This window comes from Achromobacter deleyi (assembly GCF_016127315.1).
Lineage (GTDB): Bacteria > Pseudomonadota > Gammaproteobacteria > Burkholderiales > Burkholderiaceae_B > Achromobacter > Achromobacter insuavis_A.
This window is the reverse complement of record NZ_CP065997.1, coordinates 6,099,090-6,112,436: the sequence shown is the minus strand read 5'-3', so window position 1 is coordinate 6,112,436 and position 13,347 is coordinate 6,099,090. Positions and strand designations below refer to the sequence as shown.

General features: G+C 69.0%; 12 protein-coding genes. 5 read left to right on the top strand and 7 right to left on the bottom strand.

Annotated elements, in window-relative coordinates; genetic code table 11:
• Positions 1 to 61 precede the first annotated feature (61 nt).
• Complete coding sequence (gene pdeR / locus I6I07_RS27515) at positions 62 to 2,059, top strand: cyclic di-GMP phosphodiesterase (RefSeq protein ID WP_198484500.1); 1,998 nt, start codon at positions 62 to 64, stop codon at positions 2,057 to 2,059.
• Positions 2,060 to 2,080: 21 nt separating this feature from the next.
• On the opposite strand, the gene I6I07_RS27510 is transcribed toward pdeR, so the two are convergent.
• Positions 2,081 to 2,965 carry a crotonase/enoyl-CoA hydratase family protein gene (locus tag I6I07_RS27510; RefSeq protein WP_198484499.1) on the bottom strand — a complete coding sequence of 295 codons (885 nt, stop codon included), beginning with the start codon at positions 2,963 to 2,965 and terminating at the stop codon, positions 2,081 to 2,083.
• A gap of 435 nt (positions 2,966 to 3,400) precedes the next feature.
• On the opposite strand from I6I07_RS27510, the gene I6I07_RS27505 reads away from it, so the two are divergent.
• The 3 genes from I6I07_RS27505 to I6I07_RS27495 all read left to right on the top strand — a co-directional run bounded on the left by I6I07_RS27505 (position 3,401) and on the right by I6I07_RS27495 (position 6,329).
• Positions 3,401 to 5,500, top strand: coding sequence for a TonB-dependent receptor (locus I6I07_RS27505; protein ID WP_198484498.1), 2,100 nt, complete (start codon positions 3,401 to 3,403; stop codon positions 5,498 to 5,500).
• Between the two features lie 183 nt (positions 5,501 to 5,683).
• Positions 5,684 to 6,028, top strand: coding sequence for a type II toxin-antitoxin system RelE/ParE family toxin (locus I6I07_RS27500; protein WP_061071654.1), 345 nt, complete (start codon positions 5,684 to 5,686; stop codon positions 6,026 to 6,028).
• Entirely contained in the window at positions 6,009 to 6,329 is a 321-nt protein-coding gene (locus tag I6I07_RS27495; protein WP_198484497.1) for a DNA-binding protein, read from the top strand. The genes I6I07_RS27500 and I6I07_RS27495 overlap by 20 nt, the downstream gene beginning before the upstream one ends.
• 17 nt (positions 6,330 to 6,346) lie before the next feature.
• Here the strand turns inward: I6I07_RS27495 and I6I07_RS27490 are convergent, their stop codons facing one another.
• The 4 genes from I6I07_RS27490 to I6I07_RS27475 all read right to left on the bottom strand — a co-directional run bounded on the left by I6I07_RS27490 (position 6,347) and on the right by I6I07_RS27475 (position 10,453).
• Positions 6,347 to 7,330 (bottom strand): Bug family tripartite tricarboxylate transporter substrate binding protein, encoded by a 984-nt coding sequence (locus I6I07_RS27490; protein WP_198484496.1) that lies wholly within the window; start codon positions 7,328 to 7,330, stop codon positions 6,347 to 6,349.
• A gap of 159 nt (positions 7,331 to 7,489) precedes the next feature.
• Positions 7,490 to 8,434: a LysR family transcriptional regulator gene (locus I6I07_RS27485; RefSeq protein ID WP_198484495.1), complete on the bottom strand. Its 945-nt coding sequence runs from the start codon at positions 8,432 to 8,434 to the stop codon at positions 7,490 to 7,492.
• 76 nt (positions 8,435 to 8,510) lie between these two features.
• Positions 8,511 to 9,662 carry a CaiB/BaiF CoA transferase family protein gene (locus I6I07_RS27480; RefSeq protein WP_198484494.1) on the bottom strand — a complete coding sequence of 384 codons (1,152 nt, stop codon included), beginning with the start codon at positions 9,660 to 9,662 and terminating at the stop codon, positions 8,511 to 8,513.
• Positions 9,659 to 10,453 (bottom strand): enoyl-CoA hydratase, encoded by a 795-nt coding sequence (locus tag I6I07_RS27475; protein ID WP_198484493.1) that lies wholly within the window; start codon positions 10,451 to 10,453, stop codon positions 9,659 to 9,661. The genes I6I07_RS27480 and I6I07_RS27475 overlap by 4 nt, the downstream gene beginning before the upstream one ends.
• Positions 10,454 to 10,657: 204 nt before the next feature.
• Between I6I07_RS27475 and I6I07_RS27470 the strand changes: the two genes are divergently transcribed.
• On the top strand, positions 10,658 to 11,539 hold the full coding sequence (locus tag I6I07_RS27470; RefSeq protein WP_198484492.1) for a dienelactone hydrolase family protein: 882 nt from the start codon (positions 10,658 to 10,660) through the stop codon (positions 11,537 to 11,539).
• A 60-nt stretch (positions 11,540 to 11,599) separates the two neighbouring features.
• Here I6I07_RS27470 and I6I07_RS27465 read toward each other — a convergent pair whose 3' ends face one another.
• Together I6I07_RS27465 and I6I07_RS27460 are read right to left on the bottom strand one after the other, a co-directional pair.
• Positions 11,600 to 12,316, bottom strand: coding sequence for a YiiX family permuted papain-like enzyme (locus tag I6I07_RS27465; protein WP_198484491.1), 717 nt, complete (start codon positions 12,314 to 12,316; stop codon positions 11,600 to 11,602).
• Between the two features lie 109 nt (positions 12,317 to 12,425).
• A complete protein-coding gene (locus tag I6I07_RS27460; RefSeq protein ID WP_198484490.1) occupies positions 12,426 to 13,322 on the bottom strand; it encodes an SDR family NAD(P)-dependent oxidoreductase in 897 nt (298 codons plus the stop codon).
• Positions 13,323 to 13,347: the final 25 nt, after the last annotated feature.

Sequence of the window (13,347 nt, the reverse complement as noted above, 5' to 3'; positions counted from 1 at the left end):
ACCCCGAACTGACTAGGCCGTATGTTTCTCGCAGGCCTTCCTAGGATGGCGGGGGACTCCAATGACTGAGACTCAGGACGAAAAATCGATCCTGTACCTGCATTTCGGTACGTCCAGCCCCTATTGGCGGTTGGCGGCCGACAGCAACGCGATCGAACTGGCCGCCGTCAAGGGCGCCACCAACATTGCCTTGGCGCTGCAGCCTGACCAGGCGCAGGCCATCCGCGCCCTGACCGGCATCACGGCCAGCCTGCGCATCGACATCGTGCTGTATGGCGACCCGATCCAGCTGCGGCTGGTCGGCCGCAAGATCAACCCCACCGAATGGGCCGGCACCGCGTCGGCCCACACCGACACCGACTCGGTCGCGCGCGACCTGGTCGAAGGCCTGTCGTTCGCCGAGACCGTGGTGTCCGAGGCCAACTCGGTCATCGTCATCGTCGACCAGCACGGCCGCGTGCAGCGCTTCAACAAGGTCAGCGAGGAATACACCGGCAAGCGCGAGCAGGACATCGTCGGACGCAGCGTGTTCGAGATGTTCATGACGCGCGAAGAGGCCGCGGCCTCGCGCCGCAACATCGCCGAGTTCTACAAGCGCGGACAGTCGTACGAGGTCGAGCGCCTGATCAACACGGTCAAGGGCCCGCGGCTGTTCCTGTTCCGCAACAAGTTCGTCACCAGCGGCAGCGGCGAGAAGCGCGTCTACCTGATCTGCTCGGGCACCGACATCACCGAGGAACGCCAGGCGCAGGAACGCCTGCGGGTGCTGGCCAACACCGACGTGCTGACCAACCTGCCCAACCGCCACGCCATCACCACGCGCCTGAAGGCGGCGCTGGCCGAAGGCGAGGGCGCCAGCGGCGGCGTGCTGTTCCTGGACCTGGACAACTTCAAGCGCATCAACGACCACTACGGCCACGGCTTCGGCGACCGCCTGCTGAAATCGGTGGCGGTGGCGATCTCCAGCTGCCTGTCGCCCGGCCAGACGCTGGCGCGGCTGGGCGGCGACGAATTCCTGGTGCTGCAGGAAGGCGCCGAGGCCTGCCACCTGGAGGCCACCGCCGCGCGCATCATCGAGCGCCTGCGCGAACCGTTCCGCCAGGAACTGATCGAGGTCTACACCAGCTGCTCCATCGGCATCGCCATGTACCCCGAGCACGGCGATGACCTCGACAGCGTGGTGCGCAGCGCCGACATCGCCATGTACGTGGCCAAGGAAGCCGGGCGCCATACCTACCGCGTGTTCCAGCCCGAGATGGACCGGCGCAACGCCGACTACGTCTGGCTCGACACCAACCTGCGCAAGGCGCTGGCCGAAGGCCACCTGATGCTGTACTACCAGCCCAAGCTGGCCGGCCGCGGCGGCGAGGTCGATGGCGTCGAGGCGCTGCTGCGCTGGCGCTCGCCCGAGCGCGGCATGATCTGCCCGAGCGTCTTCATTCCGTACGCCGAGGAATCCGGCCTGATCTCGCAGCTGGGCGTGTGGGTGATGCGCGAAGCGGCGCGCCAGGCCGCCGCCTGGAAGCGCGAGGGCCTGGACCTGCGCGTCGCCATCAACATGTCGGCGCGGCAACTGGACGACAAGGGCGTGGTCAGCGAATTCATGCGCGCGGTCAACGATGCCGGCCTGGATCCCTGCCTGCTCGACATCGAACTCACCGAAAGCTGCCTGATCGAGGACGAGGTCGCCGCGATCGAGCTGATGAAGCAGTTCCGCCAGCTGGGCGCGCGCGTGCACCTGGACGACTTCGGCACCGGCTATTCGTCGCTGTCGCAACTGGCGCGCATCCCGCTGGACGCGATCAAGCTGGACGCCAGCTTCGTGCGCGGCGTCAACGAGAACCCGGTGTCGCAGGCGCTGGCGCGGGCCATCGTCGCGGTGGCCCGCACGCTCGAACTGAAGGTGATCGCCGAGGGCGTCGAGACCCAGGAAGAAACCGCCTTCCTGGACACGCTGGGCGTGGACGCCAAGCAGGGCTACCTGTACGCCAAGCCCATGCCCGCGGCCGAACTGACCACCTGGCTGGCGCAGCGGCGCCGGCTGCACCTGATCGCCTGACACCGCCGGCGTCCGCCGCGCTCAATGCATGGTCGCGTCCATCATGCCCTCGGGGCCGGCCGGCGCGCGCCGGTTCTGCGCCATCACCAGGCGTTCCATGTAGGCGCGGTCCTTCGGGTCGATCGAGAAGGCCGCGTCGACCCAGTCCTCGGTGATGTCCATCAGCTCGGAGCGGGTCAGCTGCAGCACGCGCTGGCGCGCCCGCAGCATGGCGCGCATGCCGTTGAGCTTGGGCCGCATCACGTCGATGAAGGTGCGGGTGGCTTTGTAGGCGTCGCCCGGCTCGAACACCACGTCCACCAGGCCGCGCGCCTGGAACCATTCGGCGGTGTGCGATTCGCCGCTGCTGATCAGCTCCTCGGCCAGCTTCATGCCCGAGCGCCGCGCCACCAGTGAATAGCCGCCCATGCCCGGGAACAGGTTGAAGGCCATTTCGGGGAAGCCCATGCGGGCGTTGTTCTGCGCCAGCACGAAGTGGTGCGCCAGCGCCGCCTCGAAGCCGCCGCCGAGCGCGGTGCCTTCGATCATGGCCAGCGACACGGCGCCGGTATCGAAGCCGCGGGTGGCGGCGTGCACGCAATCGACGCAGGCGCGGGCATAGGCGCGCAGCGCCTCGCGGCGGCCCGTGCGGATGGCCTCGGCGAAGAAGTTGAGGTCGCCGCCGACGTTGTAGATCTGCGGCACCAGCGAGCCCGTGACCCAGAAGTCGATGGGCAGGCCGGAGTCCTTGGCGGCGCGCGCCAGGGTCATGATTTCGTCGATCAGTTCGTGATTGAAGCAGGGGCGCGGCTGGGCGCGCAGCATCATCCACATGACACGTCGTCCTTCTTCATAGAACGCGGAGACTTGCTGCATATTGCCTGCGGCGGTAAAGGGATGGCAGTCCGGATGAATGAGTTGATTCATTTGCTTTCGTCCAATCGGTCAAGGTGAGTCGAAGTACTGCGGGGCCAGCCTAATACAGCTGGCGCCTCGTTCCGCTCATGCAAACCTCGTCCGATCGGCCAGAGTTCTCCCTAGTGCGGATATCGGAGTGATTGTTTGAAAAACATTGCGTTGTGTGTCGTGTCGTCGTCCGCATGGAGGACGCGCGCCTCGCCGATGCGGACGAGGACCGTCGCAAATTCGCGAGGTTAACGATGCGCGCGAGCGGCATGATCGACTCATGCGAATGGCGGGGGGCAGGGCGCCCGGAACGATGAATGAGGGGCTGGCGCGCGCCCGCCGTTGTGACGTTGCAACAGCGCAGGCGAGGCCTATGTAAATGATAGGATTCTCATTTACAAATAAGTTTCATTCTCGATATTATCGCGGCTCGATAAAACTTACAGATAGCTTGCGATGCCCGTTTTCCCTGTCCCGCGCACCCTGACCCTGGGGGCCGCGCTGGCCCTGATGGCCCCCGTCGTACCCCTCCAGGCCGAGCCGGCCCATCTGCCCGCCATCAGCGTCGAAGGCGCCAACGCCGACGATCCGCGGGTCCCCGACGTCACCACCGCCACCCGCACCCAGACCCCCGCGCGCTACGTGCCGCAGGCCATCGACACGATCAAGGTCGAGAACGTGCAGAGCTACGGCATCAGCACGCTGGGCGAGGCGCTGGCCGGCATTCCCAACGTCACCAACGCCGCCGACACGCGCTTCGATTCGCTGCGCATCCGCGGCTTCGACGCCAGCAATGACTTCTACCTGGACGGCATCCGCGACGACAGCCAATATGTGCGCGACCTGCACAACATCGAGCGCATCGAGGTGCTCAAGGGCCCGGCCGCGGTGCTGTATGGCCGCGGCAGCCAGGGCGGCATCGTCAACCGCGTCAGCAAGGCGCCGCAGCCGGGCCGCGAATCCACGCTCGAGGTCAAGGCCGGCAGCTGGGACCTGCGCAGTTTCTACGGCGACCTGAGCGCCGACCCCGGCGAGAACGTCAGCGTGCGCCTGAACCTCGGCCAGGAAGACAGCAACAGTTTCCGCCACAAGATCGGCGGCACCCGCCAGCTGGTGGCGCCGTCGCTGAACTGGCGCATCACGCCCGACCTGGACTGGCTGGTGCAATACGAATACAGCCGCTATGACCGCACGCCGGATCGCGGCATCCCCAGCGTCAACGGACGGCCCGCCGACGTCGGCCGCTCGACCGTCTATGGCGACCCCGACCGCGACTACATCGACGACCGCGCGCAATCGTTCCGCTCGCGCCTGGCCTACGCCCTGGCGCCGGGCTGGCAGCTGCGCTACACGCTGGGCGTGTTCGCGCTCGACAGCAAGTTCGACAACACCTACCTGACGGGCTACAACGCCGCCACCGGCAAGGTCACGCGCACCCGCTGGCAGCAGGACCTGACCACCCGCAGCATCAGCAACAACCTGGAAGCCGAGGGCCTGTTCCACACGGGCAGCATCGAGCACCGGGTGCTGTTCGGCGTGGAAGTGGCCAACCAGGACCGTACGCCCGATCTCTACACCACGCTGGCCCGCGGGCCGGGCGCGCAGCCGGTGCCGTCGCTGGACCTGTACGACCCGGACCTGTCCCAACAGCACAACGGCGCCATGGCGCTCAACAGTTCCGCCCGCCACAAGACCCGCAGCCAGGGCTACTACGTGCAGGACCAGATCAAGCTGGATGATGCCTGGCAGGTGCTGCTGGGCCTGCGCATGGACCGCTTCAGCGTCGATTCCACCAACCGCTTGCTGGACCTCTCGGCCCGCCGCGACAGCCATGGCCTGAGCCCGCGCGCCGGCGTGGTGTGGACGCCGGTGCGCGACCACTCGTTCTACGCGTCGTACAGCAAGACCTTCTCGCCGGTCGGCGGCAGCCTCATCGGCATTACGCCGAACGCGCGCGGCAACACCAATGACGTCGATCCGGAGCAGACCCGCCAGTACGAAGTGGGCGTCAAGAGCGACTGGCTCGACGGGAACCTGAGCACCACCCTGGCGCTGTACCAGCTGGAACTCTACAACCGCCGCACCACCGACCCGGTCGATCCGACCATCGTGCTGCTGACCGGCAAGCAGCGTTCGCGCGGCATCGAGCTGACCGCCGCCGGCCGCCTGACGGGCAACTGGTACCTGCGCGGCGGCATCGGCATGCAAAACGCCTCCATCGTCGAGGACAACAACGGCCTCGCCGGCAACCGCGTCAGCAACGTGGCGCGGCGCAACGGCAGCGTGTTCCTGACCTACAAGCCGGCCGAGGGCCTGTACGGCGAGACCGGCCTGACCTTCGTCGGCCAGCGCTACGCCGACAACGCCAACACGGCGGTGCTGCCCGGCTACGCCACCTGGGACGCGCTGGTCGGCTACCGCACCGGCCAGTGGGACTGGCGCCTGGCGGTGCGCAACATCACCGACAAGACCTATTACGCCTCCGCCACCAGCGCCGCCCAGATCCGCGTGGGCGAACCGCGCACGGTGGTGGCGACGGCGCAGTACCGGTTCTGACGGGTAGACACGATCCAGGCAGGACGGACGGGCGCTTCGGCGCCCGTTTTCTCTTTGCAGGAAGACGCGCGAGTGGGGAGGAAAAGGTCACGCACCGCCCGGCAGGAACCAAGGGAGTGTCTTATCTTGTTGGCGGACTGACTGTGCTGACTTGACTGGACTTCGTCTTTTGACGAATATGGTATGTACCGAATCGAACACTACCTCACCCCCGGAAAACTCAAGGATTCCTATGCCACTTGGCTACGCGGCCTGCGCGGCATGCGCGACAAGGTGGCGGTCATTCGCCGTGTGGCGCGTCTGGCGTCCGGCAATTTCGGCGATCACCGCTTCTGCCGCGAGGGCGTGTGGGAATTGCGTATCGATTCAGGGCCGGGCCTGCGCGTCTATTACGCGCTGTCCGGTGAACGGCTGGTGCTGTTGCTGGCCGGAGGCAGCAAGCGCACGCAGGATGCCGACATCCATCGCGCGGTGGAGTATTGGCATGACTGGCAACGGAGAACGGATGATGAGAAGCAAGCCCCATGATGAAGCAATGGTCGAGGTCTATCGCAGCGACCCCGCCCTCGCGCTGGAGACAGTCAACAGCATTCTCGCCGATGGCGACCAGGGGGAATTGCTGGTGGTGCTGCGCCAGATGACCCAGGCGTTCGGTGGCATGCAGGCGGTGGCGGAGCAGGCGCGGCTGAATCCGACGCAGCTTTATCGCACGCTGTCGTCCAAGGGTAATCCGTCGCTGGCCAGCCTGCTGGCGATTCTCAGGGCGATGGGCCTGCGGCTGACCGTGGTGCCGCGGGCGGATGCGGCGGCCCCGGTCCGGATGGGCTGAGGCCGCGCCCGGGGCGTTTATTGCGGCTCGATCTTCGCGTCGATCGCGCGCTGGGTCCAGATCTGGCGCTGCGACTGCGCGAAGGCCTGGTGCTCGGCCAGCGTGTTGGGGGCGACCTGCATGCCCAGCGTCTCGAACTTGGCCACGCTGTCGGGCTCGTGCAGGATGCGGGTGATCTCGCGGTTCAGGCGCTCGACCACCGGCGCCGGCGTGTCCTTGGGCGCGGCCACGCCCACCCACACCACCAGGTCGAAATTCTTGTAGCCCAGCTCGGCCAGCGTTGGCACGTCGGGGAAATCCTTCGAGCGCGCCTGGCCGGTGAAGGCAATGCCCTTGAGCTTGCCGCTGTGCATGAACGAGGTCACCACGGAGAGATCGGCGAACAGGTAGTCGACGTGGCCGCCCAGCAGGTCGGTGACGGCGGGCGGCTGGCTCTTGTAGGGCACGGCGTTGGCGGCGGCGCCGGCGACGCTGTTGAAGGTGGCCCCGGCGATCTGGCTGGTGGGCGAGCCGTAGGCGTAGTTGAGCGGCTTGGCGCGGGTGGCCTGCACCAGCTTGGACACCGAGTCGTAGGGCGAGTCGGCGCGCACCACCAGCATCATCGGGATGGTGGCGATGCGGATGACGTGGATGAAATCACCGGTGGGGTCGTAGGGCAGCTTGCGGAACAGGGCCGGCGTGGCCGAGTGCGTCGAGCTGCTGGTCAGGATCAGCGTATAGCCGTCGGGCGCGGCGCGCGCGGCGGTGGACGAGCCGATGGTGCCGGACGCGCCGGGCTTGTTCTCGATCACGATCGGCACGCCCAGGCGCGGGCCGAGCTTTTCCGTCAGGATGCGGGCGCTGGTGTCGGTGGCGCTGCCGGGCGAGAACGGCACCACGATGGTGATGGGCTTGCTGGGGTAGGCGTCGTCGGCCTGCGCGGCGCCGCTGGCGGCGGCCAGGGCCAGGGCGCAGGCGGCGGCGAACTGGCGCGCGCGGCTGCGTTCCGGGGATCGGGTCATGAAAGTCTCCTGTGTTTTTCTCCGGCCGCGATGGCATGTGGCGGCCGCGATTTCCGCCATGATGCGGCCGCGTGGCTTATCGCAACAAGGGACTAATTTTCATAGACCTATTCCGTATCCGGATAAGTCCCGCGTCGTGCGCATCGGCCCGGCGCGGCCTCACTGGCCGGCGGCGTCCTCGTCGTAGCGGGTGGGATCGGGCGCGGCCTCGCGGGCGCGCAGCGTCTTTTCCAGGTCGGCCAGGAACGCGTCCGCCGCCAAGGACAGGCGCGCGCTGTGGCGCTGGATCAGCCACAGCGCGTGGCCGCGCTGGCCGGCGCCGCCGATGGGGGCGGTGGTCAGGCCCAGCTGGCGCGCGAAGGCGCAGACGTAGCCGGGCACCACGGTGATGCCCAGGCCGGCGCGCACCAGGTTCAGCACCGAGGTCAGCATGCCGGCCTCGATGCCGGACTGGAATTGCAGGTCGAGTTCGCCGCTGATGCGGTCCACCGCGCGGCGCACGCTGTAGACATTGCGCAGCGTGATGTGCTCGTGGGCGGCCAGGTCGGCCCAGCGCACCTGCTTGCGGCGCGCCAGCGGATGGTCGGGCGCGAAGACGGCATGCATGGTGTCGCGGTAGATCACGCGCGCGGCCAGTTCGTCGCCGTCGATGTCGGTGGAGACGATGCCGAAGTCGGCGCGGCCATGGCGCACGTGCTCGATGGTCTCGTCGGTGTTGAGCTCGAACAGGTCCAGCTTCACGCCCGGATGGCGGCGGTGGTAGCGCGCGATCACGCCGCCCAGCAGGCCGACCATCATCATCGGCGAGCAGGCCACGCCGACCACGCCGCGTTCCAGCGAGCGCAGGCCGGACATGCTGCGCTCGGCCGCGCGCACCGTGCCCAGGATCTCCTGGGCATAGGCGTAGAAGTCGGCCGCGCCCTCGCACGGCGTGACGCTGCGGGTCGAGCGCTCGAACAGCGGCTGGCCGACCTCGGCCTCGAGTTCGGCGCACAGTTTGCTGACGGCCGATTGCGTGACGAAGGCGGCGCGGGCGGCGGCGGTGAAGCTGCGTAACTCGTAGAGCGCGCAGAACACGCGCAACTGCTTCAGGGTGACGTTCATGGTCGCGACGGAAAGGGGGCGGGCGCCCCGGGTGGTGCCGGGACGCGCAAGCACGCGCCCGCCGCGTCCCGGGGGATCAATCCGGATCGAGCATATCGCGATCCGCGTCCTGGCGCGGCGCCAGGCGGCGGATGGACCCCGGCGTGCGCGAGAAGCGCACCGGGATCGCGGTGGCCGTGAGCGTGCCTTCGGTGGGGTGTTCGACCCGCTGGAAAAAGCCGGTGGCGGCCAGGTGCGGGTCGTCGAACAGCGCCTCGGGCGGGTTGACGCGCGAGTGCGGGATGTCGGCGTCCGCCAGCAGCGCCAGCCAGTCGCCGGTGGTGCGCAGCGCGACGATGGCCGCCAGGTCGGTGTAGAGCGCGTCGAAGTTGCGGGCGCGGGTCTGGGCGCTGGCATAGCGCGGGTCGGCCGCCAGGTCGGCGCGTTCGGCCAGGGTGAAGAAGCGCTGCCACTGGGCATCGGTGTACGGCAGCAGCGCCAGGAAGCCGTCGCGGGTGCGGTAGGGCCGGCGCTCCGGCGACAGCACGCGGCTGTAGCCCATGCCGCCGCGCGGCGGCTCGAAGGTGCGCCCGCCCATGTGCTCGATCAGGGTGAAGGACACCAGCGTCTCGAACATCGGCACCTCGATCGCCTGGCCCTGGCCGGATTTCTCGCGCTCGTACAGCGCCATCGGGATGGCGTAGGCCAGTGTCAGCCCGGCCACCTTGTCGGCCATGATGGTGTTGATGTAGGCCGGCGCGCCGCTGTTGCGGCCCTGCAGGTCGGCCAGGCCGCTCATGGCCTGGATGATGTCGTCGAAGGCCGGCTGGGCGGCGTAGGGGCCGTCCTGGCTGAAGCCCACCGCCGAGCAATAGATCAGGCGCGGGTTGCGCGCCCGCAGGCTGGCGGCGTCCAGGCCGGCCCGCGCCAGCGCGCGCGGCCGCACGTTGGAGATGAAGACGTCGGCGCCGTCGATCAGCCGCAGCAGCCGTTGCAGGTCGTCCGGGTCCTTGGCGTTCAGCGTGACGCTGTGCTTGTTGCGGTTCAGGTTCAGGTAGACCGCGCCCATGCCGGGCGAGGCGGCCGGCGCCGAGGCGCGGAACACGTCGCCCTCGGGCGCTTCGACCTTGATGATCTCGGCGCCCATGTCGCCCAGGATCTGGGTGGCGTAGGGGCCCATGCCGACCGAGGTCATGTCGATCACGCGCACGCCGGCCAGCGGGCCGCTGGCCGGAGCTGCCGTCGTCATTGCGCCTCCCGCGCGCGCTTGCGGGCCAGGAACGGCGCCATGTGCTGGCGCGGCTCGTCGGTGGTGAAGGCCGCGCCGAAGGCGTCGACGCTGCGGTCCAGGCCGGCCTCGACCGTGGACGTTTCCCAATAGCGCAGCAGCGCCTTCTGCGAGCGCACGGCCAGCGGTCCGCTGTGCGCGATCGGGGCGACGGTGCGCTCGACCAGCGCGTCCAGTTCGCCGGCCTCGCACAGGAATTGCAGGAAGCCCCAGCGCAGCGCCTGCTCGGCGTCGACAGTGGCGCCGGTCAGCAGCAGCCAGTGGGTGGCGCCCGGGCCGATCAGCGCCGGCAGCAGCACGGCGTGGATCACCGACGGAATGCCGACCTGCACCTCGGGCATGCCGAAGACGCCGTCGCGCGAGCCCAGGCGGATGTCGCAGGCCGCGGCCAGTTCCATGCCGGCGCCCAGGCAGAAGCCGGGCAGGCGGGCGATGGTCGGCACCGGCACCGCCCGCACCGCTTCGCACAGGTCGCGCAGGCGGGTGATGAAGGCGCGGCCGCCGTCGGGATCCAGCTCGGCCATTTCATAGATGTTGGCGCCGCCGACGAAGGCCTTGTCGCCGCTGCCGCGCAGCACCAGCGCGCGGGCGTCGGCCTGCGCGGCGATCCAGCGCACCGCCTGGGTCAGGCCCAGCGTGACCGGCGAGGCCAGGATGTTCAGGCTCTTGGCGTCGTCGATCCGCAGCGTGTAGACGCCGCGCGCGTCGCGCTCGATGTGGCTGTGGGGGAAGGCGGGAATCGGGGCGCTCATGGGCTTGCTGTCTCCATTGGAATCGTGGGCGATGCCGGTCATGCTAGGCCCGGCCGTTGATCACGACAAACAAGTAATTTTCATGGAATGAGTCCAACCCGGAATAAATCGCCGCGGGCCGGGTTCGCGACGATGGCGGGGCGGGCGCGCTCGGAGTATCTTGCGCTCACCCGGGCGGCGAGCCTATTCCTGACGAGGGGCAACATGGGTGTTCTGGCAAGAATCGTGATGATCGGCGGCATCGGCTTGCTGACGGCGTGCGCCGCCCCGCCGCCCAAGCTGGCCGCCAACGAGAGCGTGCAGAAAGTGCCGGTGCGGGTGGCGCTGGAAAACGGCGGCAGCGCCACGGGCGAACTGGTGGTGACCGTCTTCACCCCGGCGGGCGAGGGTCGCCATCCGCTGATCCTGATCAATCACGGCCGGGCCGGCGATGCGGCCGGCCGCGCCAAGCTGGGACGCGCGCGCTACGCGGCGGCGTCCAGGTTCTTCACCGACGCCGGCTTCGTGGTCGCGCTGCCGGTGCGGCTGGGCTACGGCGTCACCGGCGGTCCCGACCTGGAAAACAGCGGCCCCTGCGGCGACCGCCGCTTCACGCCCATGTTCGACCGCGCCGCCAGCCAGATCGACCAGGTGCTGCGGGTGATGGCGCAGCGCCCGGATGTGGACCCGGACCGGGTGGTGGTCCTGGGGCAGTCGGTGGGCGGCGGGTCCACCGTGGCGCTGGCGGCGCAGAACCCGCCGGGGGTGAAGGCCGCCATCAACTTCGCCGGCGGCGCGGGCGGCGATCCCGTTCGTTCGCCGGGCAAGCCGTGCGGGCCGGAACGGATCGAGGCCAGCTACGCCGCCTACGGCCAGGCCACGGGCCTGCCGATGTTGTGGGTCTACACCGAGAACGACCTGTACTGGGGGCCGGACTGGCCCAAGCGCTGGGTCGAGGCCTACAACCAGGCCGGCGGCCACGCCACTTTCGTGCCGATGGGGCCGGACGGCGAGAACGGCCACAGCCTGTTCACCCATTCGCCGCGCAAGTGGGAGCCGGTGGTGGCGAAATTCCTGCGTGAGCAGGGCTTCGACATGCCGCAATAGGCGCGGGCCGGGCGGCCGGTGGCGCAGCCGATTGCGTGACCGGTCACGCCACCCGCCGCGTTACCGGTCCGGCACCGTGGCCAACAGCGGCGAGGAGAACATCGCGGCGGGCGAGATGATCGGTTCATCCCAGGGGATGTCCTTGCCGTAGCGTTCCTGCATCTTGGCGCGCACGTCGGGCGAATTCAGGTCGAACTGCTTCAGCGGTTGCAGCGCGCCGATCTGCAGGCCCAGCGTGCGCTGGTAGATTTTCCAGACCAGCTCGGAGCAGTAGATCCGCTCGTCCGACCAGCCGAAGGCCGCGTCGTAGGGCTTGCCCAGATAGCGCGCGCCGGTACTGGCCAGCTGTTCGCGCGTCTCGGGCGTCAGCCGCGAGGCGTCGCGCAGGCGCTTGACGACGTATTTTCCGTTTTCGCCCTGCGCCGCCCATTTGGCCAGCGGCGTGTAGCTGACCGTGGCGGCCGCTTCCAGCACGTAGGGCGCGCCCTGGCGTATCACGACCATGCCCATGTGGCTGTAGGGCGAGTGCGTGGCCTGCTGGATCGCCAGGCTCTGGGCGGAGCGGGATTGCTGGAAGATCAGGTCGCCGGTCTGCACGTCCGGCGCGGCGCGGGCGGTCCAGGACGCGGCGCACAGCGCGGCCGCGGCGAAGGCGCCGGCCCACGCGCCGGCCGGCTTGCGTCGTCCGATGCGTGTCCACGCGGGGGCCTGTTGCTGGCGTCCGTCGCGCGCGGCGCGGCGGTCTTGCGGCAATGCTGAAGGCTGCGGTGCGGGCATGGCGGTTCCCCATGAAAAGCCATTCGTCGCGCGTCGTCGAGCGAGTGCGAGGGATGGCGGATTCTACCGTTCCCGCCCGCGTTGCCGTCTGGCGAGGACGCCGCCTTTTTCAGGCGCGCGGCGCCGACGGATGCAGCAGGTCGGCGATGCCGATGCGCTCGGCGAACGCGATCCGCAGTTCCTCGGCCAGCGCCAGCACTTGCTCGGCGCCATCGCCGACGAAGTCGACCACCGAGCGCGCCGGCCGGCTGCCCGCCGGCAGGCCGACGATGCGCGTGATCTCGTCGGCCACCGCCTGCGGCGTGGCGTCGTCGGGGGTGAGCGCGCTCAGGCGCGCGCCGACCTGGTCCATCACGCCGTCGTAGCGCGCATAGGCCGCCACGCGCGCCTGGTCGCTGGGCTTGCCGGCGCTGGGGAAGTGCTCGGTGCCGCGGGTGAAGGCGCCCGGCACCACGATCGAGGTCTCGATGCCGAAGCGCGCCAGTTCGTACGACAGGCTCACCGCCAGCGAATCCATCGCCGCCTTGGCCGCGCCGTACGGTCCCATGAACGGCGGAAAGCCGCCCTTGGTGGTGGTGCTGCTGATCCACAGCATCAGGCCCGACTGCTGCCGGCGCAGCTGCGGCAGGGCGGCGCGGTTGACGCGCTGGGCACCGTAGAAGTTGGTGTCGAAGGCGTGCTGCATGTCTTCGGCCGTGAACGCCTCGGTCGGGCCGATCACCAGGTGGCCGGCGTTCTGCATGACCACGTCGAGCCGGCCCTGTTCGCGGATGATGGCGGCGACGGCGGCGTCGGCGGACGCCTGCGACAGCACGTCCAGTTCCAGCGGATGCAGGTCGGCCTTGTGGGCCGCGGACCAGTCGCGCATGGCTTGCGCGCGGCCAGCGTTGCGGCCGGCGATATCGCGCATGGTGGCGTAGACGGTGTGGCCGGCGCGGGCCAGGGTTTCGGCGGACAGCTTGCCGATGCCGCTGCCGGCGCCGGTGATGAGGATGACGGATGCCATGGAAGTCTCCGGAAACGGGTCGTGG